General features: G+C 37.6%; 23 protein-coding genes and 1 tRNA gene. 8 read left to right on the forward strand and 16 right to left on the reverse strand.

Translation table 11 applies throughout. The features are described from left to right. Window positions 1-1,320 carry an electron transport complex subunit RsxC gene (gene rsxC, locus JCM21531_RS07060; protein WP_038288631.1) on the reverse strand — a complete coding sequence of 440 codons (1,320 nt, stop codon included), beginning with the start codon at window positions 1,318-1,320 and terminating at the stop codon, window positions 1-3. A gap of 573 nt (window positions 1,321-1,893) precedes the next feature. Here rsxC and ytvI point away from each other — a divergent pair. After that, the gene (gene ytvI, locus JCM21531_RS07065) at window positions 1,894-2,949 is read left to right on the forward strand and encodes a sporulation integral membrane protein YtvI (RefSeq protein ID WP_054847040.1); all 1,056 of its coding nucleotides are present in this window, start codon (window positions 1,894-1,896) and stop codon (window positions 2,947-2,949) included. An 8-nt stretch (window positions 2,950-2,957) separates the two neighbouring features. On the opposite strand, the gene JCM21531_RS21135 is transcribed toward ytvI, so the two are convergent. The 5 genes from JCM21531_RS21135 to JCM21531_RS07085 all read right to left on the reverse strand — a co-directional run bounded on the left by JCM21531_RS21135 (window position 2,958) and on the right by JCM21531_RS07085 (window position 6,729). Next, complete coding sequence (locus JCM21531_RS21135) at window positions 2,958-3,425, reverse strand: N5-glutamine methyltransferase family protein (RefSeq protein ID WP_243467352.1); 468 nt, start codon at window positions 3,423-3,425, stop codon at window positions 2,958-2,960. Beyond that, window positions 3,398-3,853, reverse strand: coding sequence for a N5-glutamine methyltransferase family protein (locus JCM21531_RS21140; protein ID WP_243467353.1), 456 nt, complete (start codon window positions 3,851-3,853; stop codon window positions 3,398-3,400). Before JCM21531_RS21140 ends, JCM21531_RS21135 begins: the two co-directional genes overlap by 28 nt. Before the next feature lie 12 nt (window positions 3,854-3,865). After that, window positions 3,866-4,822, reverse strand: coding sequence for a DUF1385 domain-containing protein (locus JCM21531_RS07075; RefSeq protein ID WP_038288633.1), 957 nt, complete (start codon window positions 4,820-4,822; stop codon window positions 3,866-3,868). A gap of 252 nt (window positions 4,823-5,074) precedes the next feature. Continuing rightward, window positions 5,075-5,872: a flagellar motor protein MotB gene (locus JCM21531_RS07080; protein WP_038288637.1), complete on the reverse strand. Its 798-nt coding sequence runs from the start codon at window positions 5,870-5,872 to the stop codon at window positions 5,075-5,077. A gap of 14 nt (window positions 5,873-5,886) precedes the next feature. Beyond that, window positions 5,887-6,729: a motility protein A gene (locus tag JCM21531_RS07085; RefSeq protein WP_038288639.1), complete on the reverse strand. Its 843-nt coding sequence runs from the start codon at window positions 6,727-6,729 to the stop codon at window positions 5,887-5,889. A gap of 394 nt (window positions 6,730-7,123) precedes the next feature. On the opposite strand from JCM21531_RS07085, the gene JCM21531_RS17680 reads away from it, so the two are divergent. From JCM21531_RS17680 to JCM21531_RS07100, 4 genes are all read left to right on the forward strand, one after another. Then, window positions 7,124-7,888: a copper amine oxidase N-terminal domain-containing protein gene (locus tag JCM21531_RS17680; protein WP_243467354.1), complete on the forward strand. Its 765-nt coding sequence runs from the start codon at window positions 7,124-7,126 to the stop codon at window positions 7,886-7,888. Window positions 7,889-8,027: 139 nt separating this feature from the next. Continuing rightward, window positions 8,028-9,959: a vWA domain-containing protein gene (locus tag JCM21531_RS07095; RefSeq protein ID WP_054847041.1), complete on the forward strand. Its 1,932-nt coding sequence runs from the start codon at window positions 8,028-8,030 to the stop codon at window positions 9,957-9,959. Continuing rightward, a complete protein-coding gene (locus tag JCM21531_RS17685; RefSeq protein ID WP_054847042.1) occupies window positions 9,956-10,402 on the forward strand; it encodes a hypothetical protein in 447 nt (148 codons plus the stop codon). The genes JCM21531_RS07095 and JCM21531_RS17685 overlap by 4 nt, the downstream gene beginning before the upstream one ends. A gap of 408 nt (window positions 10,403-10,810) precedes the next feature. Then, window positions 10,811-11,887 (forward strand): DUF5050 domain-containing protein, encoded by a 1,077-nt coding sequence (locus tag JCM21531_RS07100; RefSeq protein ID WP_243467355.1) that lies wholly within the window; start codon window positions 10,811-10,813, stop codon window positions 11,885-11,887. Between the two features lie 227 nt (window positions 11,888-12,114). Here JCM21531_RS07100 and JCM21531_RS07105 read toward each other — a convergent pair. Beyond that, window positions 12,115-12,191: transfer RNA gene (locus JCM21531_RS07105), tRNA-Arg, on the reverse strand. A 270-nt stretch (window positions 12,192-12,461) separates the two neighbouring features. Between JCM21531_RS07105 and JCM21531_RS07110 the strand changes: the two genes are divergently transcribed. Together JCM21531_RS07110 and JCM21531_RS07115 are read left to right on the forward strand one after the other, a co-directional pair. Then, entirely contained in the window at window positions 12,462-13,439 is a 978-nt protein-coding gene (locus tag JCM21531_RS07110) for a DnaD domain-containing protein (protein WP_038288645.1), read from the forward strand. 48 nt (window positions 13,440-13,487) lie between these two features. Then, complete coding sequence (locus JCM21531_RS07115; RefSeq protein ID WP_038288648.1) at window positions 13,488-14,519, forward strand: ATP-binding protein; 1,032 nt, start codon at window positions 13,488-13,490, stop codon at window positions 14,517-14,519. Between the two features lie 262 nt (window positions 14,520-14,781). Here the strand turns inward: JCM21531_RS07115 and JCM21531_RS21145 are convergent, their stop codons facing one another. The 4 genes from JCM21531_RS21145 to sleB all read right to left on the reverse strand — a co-directional run bounded on the left by JCM21531_RS21145 (window position 14,782) and on the right by sleB (window position 18,066). Then, complete coding sequence (locus JCM21531_RS21145; protein ID WP_243467356.1) at window positions 14,782-15,276, reverse strand: CPBP family glutamic-type intramembrane protease; 495 nt, start codon at window positions 15,274-15,276, stop codon at window positions 14,782-14,784. Next, window positions 15,219-15,710 carry a hypothetical protein gene (locus tag JCM21531_RS21150; protein ID WP_243467357.1) on the reverse strand — a complete coding sequence of 164 codons (492 nt, stop codon included), beginning with the start codon at window positions 15,708-15,710 and terminating at the stop codon, window positions 15,219-15,221. Before JCM21531_RS21150 ends, JCM21531_RS21145 begins: the two co-directional genes overlap by 58 nt. A 227-nt stretch (window positions 15,711-15,937) precedes the next feature. Continuing rightward, the gene (gene ypeB, locus JCM21531_RS07125; RefSeq protein ID WP_038288650.1) at window positions 15,938-17,332 is read right to left on the reverse strand and encodes a germination protein YpeB; all 1,395 of its coding nucleotides are present in this window, start codon (window positions 17,330-17,332) and stop codon (window positions 15,938-15,940) included. A 32-nt stretch (window positions 17,333-17,364) separates the two neighbouring features. Next, window positions 17,365-18,066, reverse strand: coding sequence for a spore cortex-lytic enzyme (gene sleB, locus JCM21531_RS07130; protein ID WP_038288652.1), 702 nt, complete (start codon window positions 18,064-18,066; stop codon window positions 17,365-17,367). Between the two features lie 230 nt (window positions 18,067-18,296). Between sleB and JCM21531_RS07135 the strand changes: the two genes are divergently transcribed. Next, a complete protein-coding gene (locus JCM21531_RS07135) occupies window positions 18,297-19,448 on the forward strand; it encodes an MGDG synthase family glycosyltransferase (protein ID WP_038288653.1) in 1,152 nt (383 codons plus the stop codon). Here the strand turns inward: JCM21531_RS07135 and JCM21531_RS07140 are convergent. The 5 genes from JCM21531_RS07140 to JCM21531_RS21170 are packed head-to-tail and all read right to left on the reverse strand — an operon-like array spanning window position 19,419 to window position 23,145. Next, window positions 19,419-20,162, reverse strand: coding sequence for a C40 family peptidase (locus tag JCM21531_RS07140; RefSeq protein ID WP_243467358.1), 744 nt, complete (start codon window positions 20,160-20,162; stop codon window positions 19,419-19,421). The genes JCM21531_RS07135 and JCM21531_RS07140 overlap by 30 nt on opposite strands. An 11-nt stretch (window positions 20,163-20,173) precedes the next feature. Further along, window positions 20,174-20,446: a hypothetical protein gene (locus JCM21531_RS21155; protein WP_038288655.1), complete on the reverse strand. Its 273-nt coding sequence runs from the start codon at window positions 20,444-20,446 to the stop codon at window positions 20,174-20,176. 55 nt (window positions 20,447-20,501) lie between these two features. Next, complete coding sequence (locus JCM21531_RS21160) at window positions 20,502-21,185, reverse strand: ATP-binding protein (RefSeq protein ID WP_243467359.1); 684 nt, start codon at window positions 21,183-21,185, stop codon at window positions 20,502-20,504. Further along, window positions 21,185-22,129, reverse strand: coding sequence for a hypothetical protein (locus tag JCM21531_RS21165; protein ID WP_243467360.1), 945 nt, complete (start codon window positions 22,127-22,129; stop codon window positions 21,185-21,187). The genes JCM21531_RS21160 and JCM21531_RS21165 overlap by 1 nt, the downstream gene beginning before the upstream one ends. A gap of 38 nt (window positions 22,130-22,167) precedes the next feature. Beyond that, on the reverse strand, window positions 22,168-23,145 hold the full coding sequence (locus tag JCM21531_RS21170; protein ID WP_243467361.1) for an ATP-binding protein: 978 nt from the start codon (window positions 23,143-23,145) through the stop codon (window positions 22,168-22,170). Between the last annotated feature and the right edge of the window lie 15 nt (window positions 23,146-23,160).

Here is a 23,160-nt window from a genome sequence, read left to right on the forward strand (position 1 = left end):
TTATTTACCCCCTTTCGCTGCCGCCTGTTTTACCTGTGCCTTGCCAAGCCTTATTGACTGTACAAGATTTATCTTTGCCGGACATACATAAGCACAGCTGCCGCATTCTATACAATCCATTACATGGTATTTATTGAGTTCTTCAATATTTTCCTTTATGGTATTATTGTTCAGTTGGAGGGGAAGCAGGTTCATCGGACACGCTTTAACACACCTTCCGCACCTTATGCAAGCTTGCTCTTTGGGCAATACGGCTTTCGTTTCATCAAAAGCCAGCAGGGCATTTGTATGCTTAAGCACCGGTGTATCCAACGTAAACTGCGCTATTCCCATCATCGGTCCACCCATTAGTATCTTCTTAGGAACGATGCCAAAGCCGCCGCAGAAATTGAAAACTTCCGATATCGGCGTCCCTATCAATGCTTCCACATTGGCAGGTCTCTTAACCGAAGGTCCATCCACCGTAATCCTTTTCTTTATAAGAGGCATTCCGGTTTTGGTATACTCCGATATAAACGACACACTGTTTACATTCATTACAATTACTCCAACATCCGCAGGAAGCTTTCCGGGCGGAACCTTCCTTCCGGTTGTTGCATAAATTAGCATCTTTTCCGCACCTTGAGGATACCGGGATTTTAGCTTGACTACATTTATTTTATCGTCGGTTTCCGCAACACGAGTCATCTCTTTTATGGCTTCCGGTTTGTTATCCTCAATACCTATCAGGACATTATCGATTTCCAGAACTTCCATGATTATGTTGATTCCGCTGATTACATTCCAAGAGTTCTCAATAATCTCCCGGTAATCGGAAGTTATATATGGCTCACACTCAGCAGCATTGATTATCAATGTGTCTATCTTTTTGCCCGAAGGTGGTGAAAGCTTGACATGAGCCGGAAATCCCGCACCGCCAAGTCCTACCAAGCCCGATTCCCGAATGGCTGAAACAAATTCGTTGCTATTGGAAAAACTCGGGGGCTTGATACCTTCATAAAGCTCCTGATTTCCGTCAGTTTTAATTTCCACCGTGGTAACGTAAATTCCTCCGGCATAAAGCATCGGAGCCACATCGGTTACTGTTCCCGATACGCTTGAATGAATGGGTGAAGATATATACTTATCGGAATTTCCAATTATCTGTCCCACCCGGACAGTGTCCCCCTTTTTTACACAGGGTTCGCACGGTGCTCCAATATGCTGAAGCATAGGAATTCTTACCTTTTCAGGTACCTCCATTTTGACCGTTTCACATTCAGCAGTATTTTTGAAGTGAGGAACTTTCGCTCCTCCTTTAAAGAAGTTTTTTACCAACATTTGTATGACCCCATTTTAAATAATTTTTATATACTAAATCAAATTTTTATATACCACAAGTATGTGTATTTTAAATGCTCACTTTTTTATAATAACATACCGTCAATTTTAATAAAATATTCTGATTTGTGTAATTCAGGCAATCCTTACTATCATGCGAAATTAGTGGATTTTCGTTATCTTTGTAGGTATTTTGTATACAACATAGAATGTCCCGCGACAAAAACTAAAAATGAGCAATTTCTGTAATAAGATATTCGAGTAGAGCTATAAACCTATCCCCATTGACAGGCCTTTTTACTTTTTCGGTAGGGTATTTTTTTTTCACTGAATATTATATTTGCAACTCACAAATAAGTCAAATAAGAAATTGCCAAATTACAATAGATTTTAATAACTGTTCGTATTCTATTTTCCGAATAAACAGCACTATCCTATTATTCATATATATCGTTTTTTTATAAATTTATCGTCATATATTTTATTATATAGAATTTTGCTTTAAGCATGACCGTGCATTTTATCACATATTATTACATAAAAGTTATGGAGAAACAAAGGTATGAACTCTATATGGAAAAAGCAAAAAAAACAATATTAAACTTGTCGCTAGTATTTGTATTGCTGTTTATGATCTATATATTCATGAAATATTTCTTAGCTCTTATTCTGCCTTTTTTAATTGCCATAATTATATCCTCTGTCAATGAACCTGTTATTAATTATATGGAAACGAAGCTTAGGTTAAATAGAAGAATCGCCTCGGCTATATCTCTTGCTATAACGGTAAGCATAGTTATAGTTTTCATATCCTTATGCGTATTTAAAGTATATTATGAGCTGGTAAAACTTAATGCCAATCTTCCCCGCTATATGGAATCCTTTTCCGCCACCGCATCGGCTTGCTACAACCGTGTCAGTGTTTTTTATTATTATCTTCCGAAGAGTCTGTCCGGTATCTTCGAGAGCAACCTTAAATCATTGCTGCCCAAGATCGAGATTATAATCGGCCGGATAGCAGAATCGATTATTAATAGTATTGCTTCAATACCCAAAGCTGCGGTATTCACTACCGTCACTCTTTTATCTTCTTATTTTATAAGCAGTGACCGAAAAAAGATTAGAAACTTTATATACAGGCAGCTTCCTGCAAATTTCAAACAAAATTTTATCGGCATCAAGAGTGATGCCTTTTCAACCATAGCCGGATACATAAAGGCCCAACTCATTCTCATGTGCATTACCTTTATCGAAACTACTTTAGGACTTATTGCCATAAGATCCGAATACGCAGTACTAATCGGCTTCATCGCCGCAATAGCAGATGTACTGCCCATTGTAGGAACAGGCATTGTTCTGTTTCCTCTAATAATTTGGAATATATTTACAAAGAACATTCGAATGGCTTTAGGCATAACGGCAGTATACCTTTTAGGTGTAATTTTAAGGCAAGTAGTCGAACCGAAAATAGTTTCAAGCCAGACAGGAATTCATCCCTTTGCAACTCTTGTATCCATGTATTTTGGAATGATGATCTTTGGATTTCCGGGACTTTTCATAGGTCCTATGTTTGTAACAATTTTAAAAAGTCTCCACAAGTCCGGCCTTATAAACGTATGGAACGATTGATTCTCCGGCTACTTTCTGCAGCCCATAACCACCCGGTCAATTCCGGCCAAATCCTTTACGATTTTAATAGTACAGAAGTCTTTTTCCATGAGGCCAAAAACACTCTCCGCTTGACCATAGCCTACTTCGAAAGCCAACAGCGAACCCGGACTTAAAAGCTTTGCAGCTTCACAGGTTATTACCCTGTAAAAGTCAAGGCCGTCCTCACCCCCATCTAGCGCCGCTCGAGGCTCATAATCTCTTACCTGCCTATGGAGAGTTTTTATTTCTTCCGCAGGTATATAAGGGGGATTGGAAACAATAATGTCAAAAGCTCCTTTATCATTGTGCTTAGTGTCTTTTATAAAGGAACTTTGGGTTATAATATCAGTAAGTCCACCCAATATATCACCTTTAATAAAGAACACACGGTCCTTAACACCGCATCTTTTTGCATTTGTTTCGGCTATTAGCAGCGCCCCCTCCGAAATATCCAAAGCAAGAACCTGCTGTCCTTTACATAATGGGCTAGACTTACAGCTATGCATCCCGAACCGGTACCTATGTCGAGTATTCTTGCATTCTTAAGCCCGGTATCCTTCACATGCTTTAATACAGCCTCAACGAGGGTTTCAGTGTCCTGTCTCGGTATCAGCACATCAGGTGTTACGATAAAATCAAGAGACATAAATTCTTGATATCCGGTTATGTATTGAAGAGGTTTTCCCTTGACTCTCTCTTCAACAAATAAGACAAATTTTTCATACTCTTCATCGGTCATTTTATAATCATCGTGAGAATACAGAAAACTTCTGTCCGCATTCAATACATGGCACAAAAGTACCCCGGCCTCCAATGCCGGGGTATCAATATCCGCTGACTTAAGAAGTTTTGTCCCCATCAAAAGTGCATCTTTTAGTACCACACTATCACCCTGTCACCATTTATCTTCTTCCTTATTTTCCACCATTACATTCTTCATAGCCTCAATAGCTACCTCTATCTGACTGTCATCCGGCTCTCTTGTAGTAAATGCCTGAAACATCAAACCCGGTGAGTTGATAATTCTTGCTATTTTTGATTGGCTTCTTCCGCTTATTTTTATGACCTCATAGGAAATACCGGCTACCAAAGGAATCAAAACAATTCTTAAAAGTATGTTTATCCACAAGCCATGCTGTCCTACCAGGGAAAACACCAGTATACTTACTATCATAACCGTAAACAAAAAGGATGTCCCGCAGCGGGGATGTCTTGTTGAATATTTTTTTACATTCTCGACAGTAAGCTCCTCTTCATTCTCGTAGCAGTGTATAGTCTTGTGCTCGGCACCGTGATATTGCCAAACCCTCTTAATGTCCTTCATCAGTGATGTCAGAGCCATGTAAGTTATAAAAAGTCCGACTCTTACAACACCCTCAACAACATTATATATTATCGAACCCACACCTGTGGATTTGTCAATGGGCAAAAACGAGGCCACCAAGTTTGGAAGCACCATAAATAAAAATACACTGAAAATGAGCGAAAGAACAACAGATATATAAATCAATACATCTTGAAGCTTGTCACCTAAAACCCGGTCAAGGAACTTATCCACTTTAGACGGCTCTTTATCCCCATCCTCTTCCAAGTCTACAAACTCTGCCGAATACATCAATGCCTTGATTCCAAGAACCATCTGCTTGAAAATACCTACAAATCCTCGAATTATCGGAAGCTTGGCTAGTCTGCCTTTTTTTGGAACAGGTCTCTTTTCCACGATGATTTCTCCGTCCGGTTTTCTTATCGCAATTGCAGCATTCTTAGGGCCTATCATCATTAGTCCTTCAATCAGTGCCTGTCCCCCTATGCTGGTCATATGCATGGGTTTTTTAAAAATATCCTGTTTCATTCTAGACCTCACTTATAATTTTATTAAATTCATTATACATTATTCAACATATAAACTCAATAAAAACTCTAGGACAGCAATTTCACCCAGTATTAATAGTCCCACTCATTTGAAGCCCTCAAACATTTTTCCTGCCCCTTTGTAACATTCGAGCTTGATATTTCCATCGCAATATATGATTTTTATAACGAAAAAAGACTTTATGGTCCTACTTTGCCATAAAGCCTTTATTATCAAAGTTTTGATTATCCACTATTTATCTATTACGATATCAATTCTCCTATTTTTTTGCCTGTTCTCTTCCGTATCGTTAGGTGCTATAGGCCTAAATTCACCATTACCAGTAGCAGTTAACTTTTCAGGATTTACACCGCTTTCATCAATGAGAAATAACACAACATTGGTTGCTCTCTTTGTTGACAACTCCCAGTTTGTGGGAAAAAGCATAGTGTTAATCGGAAGATTATCCGTATGTCCCTGTACAGTAGCACCTTTACCCAACTCTTTTATTAGCTCTCCAATCTTTTTTAGCGTTTCTCTTCCGGTTTCCTTTATGTCTGCTTTGCCAAGGTCAAAAAGTATGACAGAATCTATTCTGACTGTCAAATTTTTATCTCCTTCAATCACCTTTACATATTCGTCCAAGTCCATCTCTTCAACAATATTTTGTACCTCATCAATAAAATTTTCGATTTTTTGAGCTTCGGCTTCCGCATTTCCTCCTGTAAACGCCCCGACTTCAGCACTTTTTCCTTCATTAAAAGCTTCTTCACCTTCCTCCAGTATATCACCGGTTACATTGTTTTCCTTTATTTTGTATACTACTGTTCCGTCATTATAACCATATATACCTCCGCTGCCGCTTCCCATAAAGGCTGCACTCAGCGAATTGGTAATCTCTCGAAATTTTTCACTGTCAATACTTGACATAGAGAACAAGAGTACAAAAAAGGTGAGCAGCAGCGTAACCATATCGCTGTAAGTCGTCATCCATTCGGGTGCACCTTGTGGCGGTTCATCTTCCATCAACTGCCTTCTTAATTTTTTCATAAATTACACCTCACTTACACAGCAGCCTCTCTGCCTTTTTCACTTCTCTCGCTTCTCTCATTTCTTTTGCTTTCTTCCGAAGCCTGTCCTGTCATCCTGTCATATTCAAGCTTTTGCTTTGGCGAAAGGAAGGTTTTCAGTTTATGCTCCAATATCCTTGGGTTTTCTCCTGCCTGTATAGATAAAACCCCTTCTATAATCATCTTTTTCTCCTGTATTTCTTCTTTACTCTTTTGAGCAAGCTTACTTGCAATAGGATTACATACTAGATTTGCAAGAACACTTCCATAAAAGGTTGTAACCAATGCCACCGCCATGGCAGCTCCTATTGTCGATGGATCATCCAATGCTTCCAACAGCTTTATCAGACCTATAAGGGTACCTATCATTCCCCATGCAGGAAACTGGGAAGCCATAGTTCTAAATAATCCTGCACCTTTATCATGTCGGGCTTTCATGTTCTCCAACTCAAGATCCATTGTGTCAACTATAACTTCCGGTTCTACACCATCAACAACGAGCTGGAGAGATTGCTTTAAGAAGTCATTATCGATATTTTCCTGTTCCGACTCTAAAGAAAGCAAACCTTCTCTTCTTGCCTTAAGCGAAAGCTCGACAAGCATCCTGATGGTATCCTGAGGCCTTGATTCTTTTCCTGCCAGTACCTTTACAACCACCTTCATAATTTTTGCAAACTCGGTGATTTTACAAGAGATAAGAGTGGAGCACAGTCCTCCTCCAAGAACAATAATTACCGACGCAATATCCAAGAAGGACAATAAGTTTCCGTCAAGCGTAATAGCCCATATTACACATATAATACCTAAAATTATTCCTACAAGAGTAGCTATATCCATAACTTCTCGCCTTCTATCCTTATTTTTTTTGAACCTGCTATCTATATATCGGAATATTTAAGTAATAAAATTATAATTTCCTAAATTTTTTTGATTTTTATTCCGTTTACATACTTAATCCTTTTTAATCATTGCATCCGTGTCCTTAAAAAACATATTTTTCTTGTACTGATGGCAAAAATGCCTTTATTTTTTAACCCATTTGCGATATAATGATAATGGAAAAAAGTATATTTTTCCTTTTAATAAACATCTGTAGTTTCACTCATGTAATCACATGCAAAAGAGGAGTGATAAAACCAGCTTCGTTTTTACTTATCGTTCACAACCATAAGTAAAAAACATATAAATAAGAGAGATTAACAAAGATAAGAAATTTTGGGGAGGAATCATAATGAAAAAGTTAAAATCTCTTGCTTTTCGCTTTGTTGTCTACACTACTTTGCTATGTATGCTGTTTCTATCAACCGCCCTTCAAAGCATCGCGTCCACCAACGTTAAAGTATATTTTAATGGTAAACTAATGGAATTCGGTACCAACTCCAATGACCCGCCTCCTTATATTAAGGAAGGAAGAACACTTATTCCATTCCGTAGGATATTTGAAGCTTTGGGCATGGATGTCGGCTGGGACCCTGCTCTTCGTATGGTCACAGCTAAAGGCAACGACATTGAAATGACGCTTTACATTGGTAATAAAATCGCCATTGTAAACGGACAGGAAAAGGAACTTGACGTAGCCGCTGAAATAACCGACGGCAGAACTTTCGTTCCTTTAAGATTTGTCAGTGAAAACTGTGGAGCAGAGGTTGCTTGGGATGACAGCACAAAGTCTGTGTACATAACATTGCCCGAAAATGTACCGTCCTCCTCAGGAGAACCGGAAAGAAAAAGCCTAGGTGAAGAGACTACATATGAAGACCTGACATTTTCTTTCGATGAAGTTGTCATTAAAGAAGTAGAAGGAACTAACAACAATAGAATTGCAATTATGGGCAAAACCAACTTGAAAAACGCTACTTTGCTGCTTGAGGTGTTCGATAATTACGGTAATTCCAAAAAACAAAAGCCTATGCTCAGCCATCCGAATCGGAACCTTATGATTTCTGGGCATCACTTTATATGTCAAAAACATTTGTTCCTAAGTATATGGTTGTAATGTACCAAAATCAAGATGGAAAATATATTGAAATTGCACAGTATAAGTTTTGACAATATAACCCTCGGTATTATTGTAGCTGGACAATTTTAGACTTATTAACTTTTAATCACCAACTAAATAAGGGAGGTAATGTACAATGAAAAAGAGAGCCTTGAAAAAATCTTTTGCTATTTTAATAGCAATTGGCGTTTTTCTTAATCTGGCTTTTTTACAGGTTAACAACGTATGGGCGGATGATTTGATGGATTTTTATTACACCAATAGTGTTACACCATTAAAAAATCCTATGGGACTCTTTGAACCATCCGAAATTAAATTTTCCCACGATGGCTCAATTGAAGTAAGTTCTGTTCCGTCTAAAAAAGAAGCTATTGTTTTATTTGATTCATCTTATGAATCTACCGAAACACCAATTCCATTTTTAGGGATATTTGAACATGCCTTGTTTTCAAGAAGTATCGCAACATATCAAGGTCAAAATATCACAATAAACGGTGATGTTTTTACTCGAGATAAAATTATGGTTGATACTGCATCTGTAAATGTGGAAGGTAAAAATAAATATTATGAGCGTGAAGGAAGTTGGAAAGGAACTATAGGAACCTCCGAAATTAAACTTGTTGATGAAGCTAAACCAAGAGAGGAATTAAGCAAAAATGACCGTAAGTACTATGACTACTTGTTTGAAGAAGATGGCGAAATAACTAATATGATTAATGTATTGACATCAGCCATAGAAGATGAAATTGATGTCAACAAATACGGTGCCCAAATACAGTTTAAGGAAGAAAACAAGCATCTATATTCTTGGCCTTACAAATCTGAAGAAGACATTAAAAACGGTAACGATATCTATATACAGTATACTAACAAGAATCCTGGTGCTCCTTATAGTGAATTATCCTATAAAAACATTGAATATATGATTCTAGGAAGCGGAATTTTCAAAATTAAATCCAATATGTACTTTGAGGGAGATCTTATCATTTCCGTACAAGGAGGTATTTTCTCCGAATTAAATGATACTCCAAAATTCATTTATGCAGAAGGAAATATAACTCTACAAGGTGGGCAGCTTAACGGAAGAGCTATAGAAAATCTTTACCTTATTTCAGGAAACGGAAATATTTCAATTGAAACCGGTACATCAGACTTTAAAGGATTTGCCATAGCACCAAACGGTTCTATTAGATTAAATGGACAAAACTGCGAAATCACCGGTAGTTTTATTGGAAAAGAATTAATTATACCTCCTTCAAACGTTATTTTTAATAGACCTACAGAGGATATGACAGATCCTTTTAAACGATTTATTAAAGAAACAAAAGGATTCGATGCTGTAAAAGAAGCAATATCCTATCTTCCAAACCTTTTCGATTCTTATACAAGAGCAGGAGTAATAACTTATTCCGATTATGCCGACGTCAATGAACTTGATATAATCGGTATTGATGAAGATGATCCGGAGACAACAAACTGGAAGCTTTACGATGTTTCCACTGAAATAGATGACTTAAGAAGTTACATCTCAACTTTAAAAGCTGATGTAACCACAAAGAGAAGTAACCTTGGAGACGCAATAAGAAAAGCACTGGGAATATTTAAGTCTGACATTTGCGATCCTGATGCAGAGAAATTCTTAATTGTATTTACAAGTCTTGACCCAAATGCATACACCATCGTTAGTGGTACAGATAATTTTGAACTTGATCTTTACAAAGACATCAACGAAGATCAGGTTTCCGATGAATCAGGAAACAAAGGAAATATGTATGTCGAAGAACTTTGTTCCATGATTGATGAATATAATAGCAGTACTGACGGCGGAAAAATTTATAAAATATTTATTGATTTGTCATTATTCCGTCAAGAAGCAAATGATAATGAAGAAATAATAGATCCTCTTTATGATTTGGCAGAGAATTTAAATATCGATACTTCCGACTCCGTGTATTACTACAGGCCATCCAAAGAAGAAATGAAAAATTATCATTTATCATCCAGTTTCATTAATAAATTGGCGCAATTTTCAAACAATATGCCACCTAACTTGCTGTTAAAAACTTGAAAATCAGTTCGGCAAAATTTGAACTTTCAGTGCCAGACTACCTCAAACCTGTTGAACTGTTCTTCAAGAAAACAGATGGTACAAAAGAATCAATTGCCAACTTATCAGGACTTGCGCCATCCAGTGATGGCAAGTACAATATCAGTTACACCTTCAGCGGTAATGCACTGGCGACACTCACAAGTATTGACGGCGGTTTGAGCTACGGCTTAGAAAGCAATGAACTATACTTAACACTGATTGTCAACTATTCCGAGGTTTTTGACGAGACTACTCTAGCCATTAAGGGTACTGTTGATACTGCCGGACCTGTTATAACATATACACTATATGAAGATAAAGATATGAACGGTACAAAATCTGGGGACGAAGATGAATTTGAAATTACAGTACCTTTCGACAATATAAAGTTTAATGTAGAATACAAAAAGGATATCAACTAAGCAAATAAAAAAATTAATCCTTACAAAAAGCTCTGGGCTAAGTTCCCAGAGCTTTTATTTGGCCTCTTGGAATGAAATGAAAGAGGCAAAAGCGAAGGGACTCGATGTCCCGAGCTTTTATTTACACTAAAGAATCCTCTTTGTGATTATTCCTAAAAGGCTTTATGTATTCTCCTCCCAATAATTCCAAATGGTATTTCTAACCTTATATCTATATCGTTTCCTATATATCCTTTTCTTCTTATATGACTCAAAAAATGAGGATGTCAAATAATTGCTATGTAATATTGTGAAGTTATATGTTATAATATGTTCGTACATGCTATTTTATATGATATTATGCTTTATGTACAAATTTTAAAACATTAATTACACTAAAACTTTACAAGTAATTTGACAGGGGGTTAAATGATGAACAATGAGCAAAACAGCAAAAGTAACTCGAAAATAATGTTGATTTCTTCAGCCGTAATTCTTATTCTGGTGTTTGTGGTTCTTGTATCGAGGCTTGGTTCGAATTCGCCTTCGCAATCTTCGGATACTTCACAACTTTCGCAACCTGAGTTCATAAAAGAAAAAATAAACGCACCAATAACCCTTGATACATATGTAAAAAACGCTTTAACATGCGGTTCTCTTGCTGTAACTGACGAATATATTTTCTATTCAAACACCGAAGGTCTTTACAGAATCAATAAAGACGGCTCAAACAAACTCGAATTGGAAGTTGGAGAAATCTTAAACATCAATATACATAATAATTACTTATATTATACTAAGAGAATTTCCGAAGACAAAACTATCCAAAATACCAACTATACACATAATATTATCAAGCAGTCTTTTGACGGTTCTGAAAAAACCGAAATTACCAGCGTAAACTGCCAGAGAGTAGGCTCAATGTTGGTAGCCAATGACCTTATAATATATAAACTCATTATATTTGAGGCCGATGGCGGTAAAAATAACTCGGGTGAACAAACAGGCAAGCTTGTCAGCAAATACAGTGCCATAGCCATTGACAATTACGAGCAAAAAGGCGATATATCCGAAGAGCAATACAACTCTGTAATGAGCCTCTATTATCCTTTCAACCAAACAGAGCTTGACCAATACCTTCGTACAGATTATGAGAATTTTTCTGTAAAAAGCTCAAAATATACCATCGGAGATACAATGTACTTTGAAGCAAGACGCATGAAGGAACCAAGAGATTCTGCTATATTTAGCATCTCCAAAAAAGACAGCAAGCTAAACCTTATTACCGAATATTATGTTGTTACAGAAAATAATTCTACTATTGAAAACAGCCTTACAGGTTTTTGCTACAATGAAAACGACAATAGTCTCTACTATATACTATCATCAAGAAAAAAACCCAAAGATGGATCTTCCTTTGGGGAAAAACTTGAACTGTGCAAACTGGATTTAAGCAACAACTCAATAACCGTTATAGACACCATATTTGAATCTGAGGATTTTTAGAAAAAATTAAAAAGCTTATAACTTAGCTCCTTCTTGTAAATTAAATTAAACAGAAGTTGAAAAGTATTTTTCAACTTCTGCTTTTTTATTTGGCCTCTTGGAATGAAATGAAAGAGGCAAAAGCGAAGGGACTCGATGTCCCGAGCTTTTATTGGGAGCTTCCGTCTTTTATTTCAGTTAAAAAATATCAAGCAGCCCTTTTCAGAACTGCTTGATATCGTGCTCTTTGGCGCGCCCAAGAGGAGTCGAACCCCTAACCTTTTGATCCGTAGTCAAACGCTCTATCCAATTGAGCTATGGGCGCATAACTAAATTCCAACGAACACATTATATGATAATATAAATTCAAAAAAAAATCAACAACATTATTTTCTTTTTTAAAAAATAACAGCAAAAATAAAATTCCAAAACTCCTGTCAGATTGCCAAAACACTTCAAAAACAAGTTTAAAACAAGTTTATTTTCCTTGAATACATTATATAAGGTTTATTATTCCTGTAACATGTCAATTTTATATGATATAATAGAAATATTTGAATGAGAATATTTTCCCATTACAATGAGGGATGATTTAATGTTTTTTGAGTCTTACAAATCCATTTTGTATTCGGATACCCTGGTTCCGGATATTTTTATTACCGAGTATATGCCTTTACTCAGTTCAGACAGTGTAAAGGTGTATTTATACTGCCTTTTTTTAAGCAAACACAACAAAAATGCATCTACAGAAGAGTTTGCCAAAAATATGGGGCTTGAAGTCTCAAAGGTAAAGGAATGCCTCGCCCAGCTTGAAAACTTCGGGGTACTTTCTTGGAAAGAAGACGGTCTTGTGCTTCATGACCTGAAAGAAAAAGAAATCAAGAAGATGTACCGCTTAAAAACCACCTCGACACCGGAAGAAGCTGTGTCCAACTCCGAAAAGAACAAGAAGCGCAACGAAATAATTTACACAATTAACAACACATTCTTCCAAGGTATTATGTCTCCTTCATGGTATACCGATATCGATGCCTGGTTTGACCGTTACAAATTTGATGAAGATGTCATGTTGGCATTGTTTCAATATTGCTTTGACCATAAAGGGCTTATTAAACCTTACATAGAAAAAGTGGCTGAGAACTGGAAAAACAGAAATATCAGAAATTCCTTTGACCTTGACAATTACTCTATCGAGTACAAAAAGTTCAAGGATGTCCGCAGTGCCATTGTCAAAAAGCTGAAACTCGGCCGAAACCTTACCGAGTTTGAAGAGGAATATGTTGAAAAATGGGTAATGGACTATGGATACGACATTGACACCATTGAACTTGCCTTAAAGAAGACAACATCCAAAACCAACCCGAATTTCAATTATCTGGACAGCATAATTACCGACTGGCACAAAAACAACCTCAAAACCAAAGAGGATATTGCCGTTTATGAGACCGCACGAAGAAAGAAAAACACTAAAACCGGCAACTCTGTGGCATCTGTCGTTGTGCCCCAAAAAGGCAACTTTGAGCAAAGAAAATACGAAGATGAGTATTTGAACAGCCTTTACGAAAACGCTTAAACCTAATAGTAATGGGAATTCCAATAAGTAACGGAAAAAGGAGGCAGCATGAGCAGGGATATTCACCGCATAATAATAAATGAATATGAATCCAGACAGCAAGCAGCCTCTTATAGGCAATTATTGAAAATAGAAGAGGTCTATAAGAAGATACCTCGAATTGCCGAAATAGATAATCAAATACGGCTTACAGGGGTAAAATACAATAAAGCCATACTTTTAGGTACCGAACCATCGGATAGAGCGATAGGCGAGCTTTTAGACAAAATCGACCGCCTTAAGAGGGAAAAAAAAGAATTGTTGGTGAAGTTCTCCTATCCCGAGGACTATCTTGACCTTGAATTCCAATGCAAGCAATGCAATGACACCGGCTTTGTAGAAACTCCGGCCGGTACGGAAAAATGCTCCTGCTACCGCCAGCAATATATCAATCACCTTTTTAAGCAGTCAAATATAAAGGTTCTGGATGTGGAGAACTTTTCCACTTTCAACGAAAACTTTTATCCCGATGAAATTAATGAAAAAAAGTACGGAATCAAAATTTCTCCAAGGAAGAATATTTTAAAAATACGGCAGCGGGCTCAAGCATTTATCGAGAATATAGACAACCCACAGGACAAAAACCTTTTTTTCAGCGGGCCCACAGGTGTCGGCAAAACCTTTATGGTAAACTGCATAGCCTCGGAGCTTTTAAAAAGAGGCAGAACCGTATTGTATCAGACAGCCCAGTCCCTGTTCAAAGTTATCAATGATTACAGGCTGACAGCTCTGAAGGACGATGAATTTGAAGATACCGCCTACTCCGATATCTTCAATGTTGAGCTCCTTATTATAGATGATCTTGGAACCGAATCCCCAACGGCAACAAGATACGCAGAACTTTTGAATATTTTAAACATTAGGCATGAGAAAAATTTGTCCGTCCCTTGCAAGACCATTATAGCTACAAATCTTGGTATCAATCTGCTTAATGAATACTATGATGAGAGAATAGTATCGAGAATTATAGGCGGATTCGATCTGTTCAGGTTTGCGGGAAATGACATCAGGGTATTCAAAAAGACTGTCCAACAAGGCTAAGGTAAGTTATAACAAGACAACAGATAATAAATCTAAAAAATTTTTCACTTAAGTATTAGAATAAAGGACATATCCTAAAAAAGGTTATGTCCTTCTTAGTACTTATCAGCTATTCCTATGGCTTTTAAAAAGCTCCTCATAGCCTCAGCATCAATAGTTCCTCCCAAAAGCAGTCCGTTGCAGACATAAATCAAAATTACCATCAGAATACCCGGTATAAATGAAGCAAAATCTACTGCTCTAATCCCGGATTTATCCTCCTTTATTTCTTTGACATCCTTTGACGTATTCTTAATAAAAGCATAAAGGAGAACACCAAAATTACTGCCGTAATAATAAACACCATTAAATAGAAGACTATTACTATGGCAAGCTGGATACCGGAGAGCTTTTGAAGTTCACTTAGCGCATCCCCCACACCCGATGTGTTCATTTCAGACATATTGGTCATACCCATTTTCTTCATATACTCACTCATCTTCATTGACAAGAAAAGTGCAACTACAGCAATAGAATTATTGGTAAAATGAGCAAATATCCCTACAAATATAGAATTACTCCTGTATACCAGAAAACCGATTAACGCCCCTAAAAGAAAAGTTCCGAACAGCTTTTGAAAATCAAAATGAATAAGTCCAAAGAGAAATGCCGTTATCAGTATGGATTTAACTGCACCAAGTCTCTCCAATCCTCTCTGGATTACCCCTCTAAACAAAAGTTCCTCACATATTCCTGCAGAAACGCCAATAACCAACACGCTGGCAAGAAAGCTAAGGCATCACTTCCAACAGGAATCTGGGCAATCTCCACAGTACCAAACAAAAGTTTCACTAAAAGCATGTTCAAAATATTAAAAAGTCCTACCACAGGTATGGAAAAGAACATAATCCAAAATACCAAAAAGAAATTCATAAAGCCGGTTTTATTCATCCTCAGTACCCTTTTTACGTCAAACCGGAACAATATCAAGAAAACCAAAGGGGGCAACATTATAAGAAGAATCTCCGAAAGAGCTCCCCCAAGGTTGAAACCTAAGGTTGTTTGCAATCTTGTAGACACAAACACCATAAGTATTACAGCTATGGAATAAAGGGTTCCCACTTGAATTATACCCGGCATTTTAACATTTTCAATCTGACTTTCTTCTTCCTGTACTTCCAAATTGTTTTGCTCCATTGAAAACTCTTCCATGACTATTTCCCCCTTCATAATTAGTACAAAGCTTAAAAATCACCATGTATCTATTATAGACTATTTAAAATAATTATTAAAGATTACCAATCCTTGTTGAATCCCGGAACGACAAGTCCCTTCATTTTAGCCTCTTTCATTTCATTAAAAGAGACTAAATAATAAACAATCGGGCAATTTTTCATACCCGATTGTCAAAATCAAAAGAATAACTATATACAGAAGCTTTACATTGTCAATACTCCATTAGGTGTGTCAATTATCATAAGGATATTTTCCTCTTTACCGGTTTCGGCGTTGATGTAGACAAGAAAATCCTTATCATTAAGCTTCCCTTTAAACTCATAAGTGTATATCTCCGTTTTGTAGTCTGTAGGTATTATCGCAAGGCCGGAACTTAAAACCTGCATCCTCGATGAAATCTTGGTGCGAGCCTCTTCCGCAGTAAGTTTCGGAGCCGGAATATTTCTTTCTACGTGATTGGAAAGATAACCCTTGCTTTCAAAACCTATTACTTCACCGTCATCCAATGCAATTTTTACTTTTATAAGATCAGGATATACAACAACATCCCCTTGCTTGTAGGCATAGTTAATAACCGCTGTATTGTCCTCTTTCAAGTAGTAGGTATCGACCATATTCTTATATCCACGCTCTTCCAAAAACTTCTTCCCCAATTCTTTGGCCTGATCAATGTTTATGGTTTCTTCCGCCCCAATAGGTCTATTGTAAAGCATCCATAATACATGTCCTCCCTTTTGGGTCACATCCACGGTTGCAGTCTGATCCTCGGGAACATTATTAAACTTAACCCTGTAGCTATAAGTTTTTATGGCTGTCGCATCATTTCTCCCTGTATCCTCCACCGCACTCACTTTATCTTTTCCAAAGAAATCTATGACTCTCTGCTTTGCCTCTTCTGGGTTCATTTCATTTCCCGTAAGTCCCTTTGGCTCGCTCATAGTCATGTGGTCTGAAAAAGGACCGTCATAAATTAACGTAGGATAATCCTGAAAAGTCTTGTCTATGTTCTCAAACTGCTCCATCGGCATATTCTGAGATGTTTTCTGAAACAACGGAGTTCCTTTATTTGCAAGTTCTCCCCATTTTATTCTTCCGGCTGAAAGCTGATTTTGAAGGTCATTCAAGCTTTGTTCCAATGATACGGAAAAACCATGGAGCTGCTCTATAAGTTTGTACTGTTCCTCAGTCAAACCCTTTCCTGCCATATTCTGGTTGTTTATAGAATATGCCAAATCACCCACCTGTGTCAGAAATTTCGATGTATTGGCCAATACATTCGGAGTAATGGGCAGCTGTCCTAAGTTGCTTTGGGCAAGGTTTGACTGTCTCCATGCTTCCTGCATAGTCTGTGCCGTCTTTTCCGGACTGTTGCTGATAAGAGATTTTAACAGTAGTACCTCAACATTGTTCACATAACCAACCATTTCATAAAAAGCACGGTTGTATTGGTTATCAAGCTCCTGTCTCAAATCTGCCGCATGCTTGTATTGGTAGAATCCCCACATTGCCACAGCAGCAATTGCCACAATTACAATACTATACATTTTCCTGTCGGCTAATCTTCTTTTAAAATCCAGTAGTTTCTCTCTGATACTCAAAAAGGATGCACCTCCTGTTTGTATACTAAAAACTAAATTCCGAAATTATGTTTTCCGATTTTTGTAACTATTTTTCTGCTCCATATCCATTTGCTGGTTGCAGTTGCCGGGTTCCAGTAGTACAAGCATCCGTTGGTAGGATCCCACCCGCTTAAAGCATCTCTTGCAGCTTTTACAACAGTTGAATTCGGGTCAATAGGTACATTTATCTGGCCGTCGGAAACCGCTGTAAATGCCCCCGGCTGGTATATTACCCCTGCGATGGTTTTGGGGAATTTGGGGTCCCTTGTCCTGTTCAAAATAACTGCGCCTACCGCTACTTGACCCTCATAGGGTTCTCCCCTGGCTTCCCCATTGATCGCTCTTGCAAGAAGCTGTTCATCACTTACCCGGCTTGACTGTGCATAGACTTCACTCCATCGGGAAAGAGTAGTAAGTCCCATTGCAGATAGAGTTTTTTCTTCCGCTATACCGGTTACAGGTAAATTATATGTCTTTTGAAAGTCCATTACAGCTAAATATGTTTTAAAGTCATACACCCCGGTTATTTTGCCGTCATAATACTCCCAGTTCTTAAGTCTTTGCTGCAACTTCATGACATCTTCGCTTTCCATGTCCGGCGCAAGTCTGTCGGTAATTGGTGCAATAAACACCTCACTATTTAAATACAACGGTATGCCAATAGAAAATATTACAACAAGAATAAGTATTCTCTTTAACGTCCTCAAAAGCATTCACTCCTCCTTTAGCTAAAACACTGGCTCAAAACTGTAAAAGAGTATAACACTATATAAGACATTGCTATACTTCAAAGATATTTTTTGTTCTGGTGCGAAAAATATTCGTAAATTCACTAAAATTATGTATAACATCGCTCAAATCCCCAGATAATAACTCTATGAAAAGAATTACAAAAAACACAATATGTGTTTTGCAAAATAATTTTATTTTATGAGGTGAACAAATGAATGTTCTGTTCTTGTCAATTTCATTGGGGTCGGGGCATATTAAGGCAGCTGAAGCTTTGCGCAATTTTATTACGCTAAAGTACCCTACAGCCCGTACCTTGATAGTAGATACTTTTAAATACATAAACCCTTTGATTCATACGGCCGTCGTAGACGGATACCTTAATATTGTCAAATACGCACCCCAAATTTACGGGGGGCTTTATAGAATGTCCGAACACAGGAAAGACATAAACAAGATAAGCAGGGTTTTAAGTAATCTTATGGCTCCTAAAATCCATAAGCTGATACAAAGTTTCAAACCCTCAATAATTGTGTGCACTCATCCTTTTCCGCTACAAATGATTGCATACCTGAAAAAATATTATAACCTTGATGTGCCGTCAATAGCAATTGTCACCGACTTTGTAAATCACCCTTTCTGGTTTCAAGAAAATATAGAGGCCTATATTGTCGCTCATGACTACATTAAAAGAGATATGATTGAATGTAAAATTCCCGAAAACCGAATATTTACTTACGGGATTCCCATAGCACCGGAGTTTTTGAAAAACACACCCAAAGTGCAAGCAAGAAAAGAACTATCCTTGGAAAACACTTTGACAGTGCTTATTATGGGTGGAAGCCTTGGAATAGGGGATATTGAGAGGGCCTTCAAATCCTTTGCAAAATGCAAAAGGGATATTCAAATTATTGCTGTTGCCGGCAAAAACAGTACCCTTGAAAAAAGACTTAACAATCTGTCAGCTTCCTTCCCCTTGCCGGTTAAAATATTTGGATATACAAATAATATTCCCAAGATTATGGATGCATCAGACTTTATCGTTACCAAGCCGGGAGGAATGACTATATCCGAAGCTCTGGCCAAAAAGCTTCCTGCCCTTATAATCTCTCCAATTCCCGGACAGGAGGAAAGAAATGAGCAGTTTCTTATAAACAGCGGTGCCGCAGTGCGGATTTATAAAAATGCAAGCATTGACAGCATTCTGTGCCAAATTTATGACAATAAATTAAGATACAAGCAAATGAAAGAAATAGCCGGAGCCCTTGCAAAACCCGACTCCGGCCACAATATTGTCAATCTCATTGAAAAACTTATAAATGACAATGAAAAAGGTCTATTCAAATATTCGTTTAATGCCCTTTAATCTTTTAATGTAATATTCCGTATTAAGGTCGGATTCTACAACCATTCCTTTCGATTTTGCAGCTTGTACAAACTTACCCTCTCCGGCATAAACCCCTACATGGGATATATCTTTTAGCTCATTATTGGAACTGAAAAAGAGCAAATCTCCAACTTTTAATTCTTCCATGCTCCCAACTCCAGTTTTTATAAATTCAAATTGCATATCTGCATCTCTGGGCAAATCCACTCCGTTTATTCTGCTGCAAATATACACAAGCCCTGAGCAATCAACACCTTCCCAGCTGCTCACTCCTCCCCAAAGATACGGTGTACCGATGAACTTACCCACAGTCGCCAGAAAATCCTGTGCGGATGTTGCCGGTATCAGGCTTCCGGACGGAACTTTTATTGTGTCTTTTGTATCAATCCATCCCGTAAGTCCCCCCGGCAAAGCAACCTCGTAATAGCGGTCTTTTTTCCCTTTTATAAAAAGCTCCGTTCCCATTACCACATCCTTCAGCGTAACTCCACCACCTGCCGAAGAATAAACCTTCTTAGTCTTTCCTGTAATTACAGCTCTGTCAGTATACTTTTCCTCCATAATACTTGTGCAATCTCTGTCAATAAATTTTGACCTGAGCCACCCGACATATCCGTCCACAACTTTTACCTTAGTCCAGGTGGCCTTTTCCTCAATAACTTCAACAGGCTGGTTAAAAATAGCTTGGGTCACCCTTTCCGAATTTATATCCGGCTCCCGGAAAATATCAACACTGTCTCTAATACAACTGCCTTGCCCTCGTATTTTTTCTCTATATCAAAAGCCTCTTTATTTTCATCACTGCTTCCCGGATTCGTAACCTCATTCGTTTCCTTGTCGCCACTATAAGGTAGTCCGGTGTTTGCTTCTTGCGCAAACTGTCCGCAACCGCAAACAAATATACCATATATCCCCATAATCACAAAAAATAATATTATTTTCTTCATCTCTGCATTATTCACAAACATTCTTTTCATCGAAAGCCCCCCAATTATCGATATAAAGAACTGTAATATTTTATAAAACTTCTATCTAGGCGCCCAATTTAATAATATTTAAGTCTTTGCCGAAAATTTCTAAGGCTGCCTCCATTTCTCTATCCTTACATGTAAAGAATATAATCTGGCGCTCTTTTGACAGCTCGAAAAGCATCTTTAGAGTACTTAGAACCCTTTGATCGTCATAGTGCGCAAATACCTCATCCATAATAAGAGGCAGAACTTCTCCGCTATCCTCAATAGTCTTGGCAAGAGCAAGTCTTAATGCAAGATATAGCTGTTCAACAGTACCGCCGCTTAAAGAGGGTGCTTCCACAATCCGTCCTGTATCCGGTTCTAATGTTTTTAATATAAGGCTGTCATCGGCCCTTACTTCACTGTATTTGTCTTGTGTTATAAGGCCGGCTATGCTTCCCAGCTCACGGTTTAATGAAGGTGCAAATTCCCTTTTTATTTCAATTGCCGCCTCTTCAAGGATATCCAAAGCAGTCTTTAAGCTAAATCCTATACCCTGTAGACGTTCTTTTTCTCCTTCAAGTTCTGTAAGTTTTGCTTCAATTTCTTGAATTTCATCTTCTATTATAGGCCCTCTTTCTGCCAAAGCCTGATCCCTACTTATCTGAAGCACTATTTTATCAATCTCATCAGTTATCCCGGAAAGTAAATCTTCTATGTAGCTTTCTGCATTTTGAAACTCTTCATCATAAATTTTCTCCATCAACTCATGATATTCCGGCGAAGCATCGGCAAAGCATATGTATCCTGAATTTTTACAGAGTATTCATCAATTTTTTCGTAAAGGTCATTCACTTTTCTGTCTATATTGCCAAGGGCACCCGGCAAATCCTCCTTTTGTGCAAAGCTTTCTCCAAACAATGAAGACGCCCTCTCATAAAGGGATTGCAAGTACCTTTGAATATCTTCCTTCTTTTCTTGCAGCCTTTTAATATTTTCAAGAGCTTCTGCATATTTTGCAAGCCCTAGCCTAAAAGTCTCTATATGCTCCGGTTTTATTTCCTTTTCTTCTAAAGCAATTATAGCGCACGTTCTAAACCTGTCAAGCATTAAAGTCTTAATCTTCTTGATATATGCCCGATTCTCTTCCATTTCTCTCTCAAGCTCTTCCATGCTGCTGTTTAATTTGTCAAGATTAAGAATCTTATTTTCGTACAAGGCTTTCTTCTTAATAAAATCCCCCGTATTTTCCGCACCCACCATGGAAAAAATACGTTGGATTTCTTCTTGTTTTGAGGAAAGCTCGCTGTCTATTTCCTGAATTCTTGAAAGAAGCATATTTCTACTGTCATCATGCCTTTGGAGATTGTTCTTAATAACTTTCCCCATAAAAATAAATATCAGCATTAACAGAGCAAAAACAAAGGTCAGTGCCGTAAAAACAGCCTTTTGGGGAAAAATTACCGCAAAAAGCCCGGATAAAAGTGTCAAAATTATTGAGGTAACAATTCCCGCCGTTATAAGCCCAAGCTTATAAGAAGCTTTCGAATTCTCATTCAATGCTTCACTTTTTATATCTTCTTTCTTTTGCTCAAGGCTTTTTATACTGTCGGCAAGGTTTTGCATCCTGTTTTCTATACCTTCATCAAAACTGTCAAAGGCTTTATATTCTTCCAGTACCCCTTTAGCCTCTTCAATTTCCTGCATCAATTCCTCTAGCTTTTTGTAAAGCCGCTCCTTTTCCCTTAGCGCATCTTCGAGCTATTGTATAAAATATTAATGAGTGCCGGGTCATCACCCGCATACTTAGAATAGGGTTCATACTGCTCTTTCATCCTATTGTAAAGTTCCAGCTCTTGATTTAAAATATCTCTTTCCTGTTCATATCTGTTTGCCTCTTTTATAATTAAGGCAATGTCCCTTTTCTGCTTCTTCATTTTTTCAATATTTCTTCTAAGTTCAATAACCTTTCTTGCCCAAGTAATGGCCTCTCTTTTTTTCTCACATTGCCTCTTTTTTTCGTAAAGCCTCCTAACTTTTTCTTCTATATCAAATATTTTTTCTTTTTCCTCTATAAGGTACTTCTTCTTTTGCCAAAGCTCATTCAACTTTAAGTTTACAATATCTAAAGGCCTCGTCGTGCTCCTTTCGGTCCCCACATAGTTTATGAGAGAATCCTTCAAGGCCTCTCTTGCTCTTTTAAGGGAAATTTCCTCCGAACCTGTCTCTCTGATATTCGTAAGCTTGTCCACAAGTTCCCGGCTTCCCGCAGCATCAATTCTTGTATCCATCTGGCTTATAAACACGGTTCTTTCAAAGCATGCCTCATTTATGCCAAGATGCTCCAATGCAAACAAAGGCCCGCTGTCTTTGCTTTTTTTAAAGCTGTCGCTTATGTCATTGAAAAAAGAATCATACACCTTCACTGTATTATTATTAAAATCTCTTTCCACAGTAAATAAAGCTCCTCTGTCAAGAGTATAAACAATGCTTCCCCCGTAGAAATTTCCCTGCCACGGACTGTACCTTTTTAAAGGAGGAATATTTCCGCTTTTCGTAATTTTCCCTCTCTTTAAAGAATACAACATGCCCCGGATAAACCATTGGACCGTTGTTTTTCCTGCCTCGTTTCCACCGTAGACCAAATTAAAGCCCTTTGAAAACTCAATTATTAAATTGTGAAGCTTTCCAAATCCCTTTATATCAAGCTTTTCGATTTTCATATCCGCTCCTTGAAT

Source organism: Acetivibrio straminisolvens JCM 21531 (assembly GCF_000521465.1).
GTDB lineage: Bacteria > Bacillota > Clostridia > Acetivibrionales > Acetivibrionaceae > Hungateiclostridium > Hungateiclostridium straminisolvens.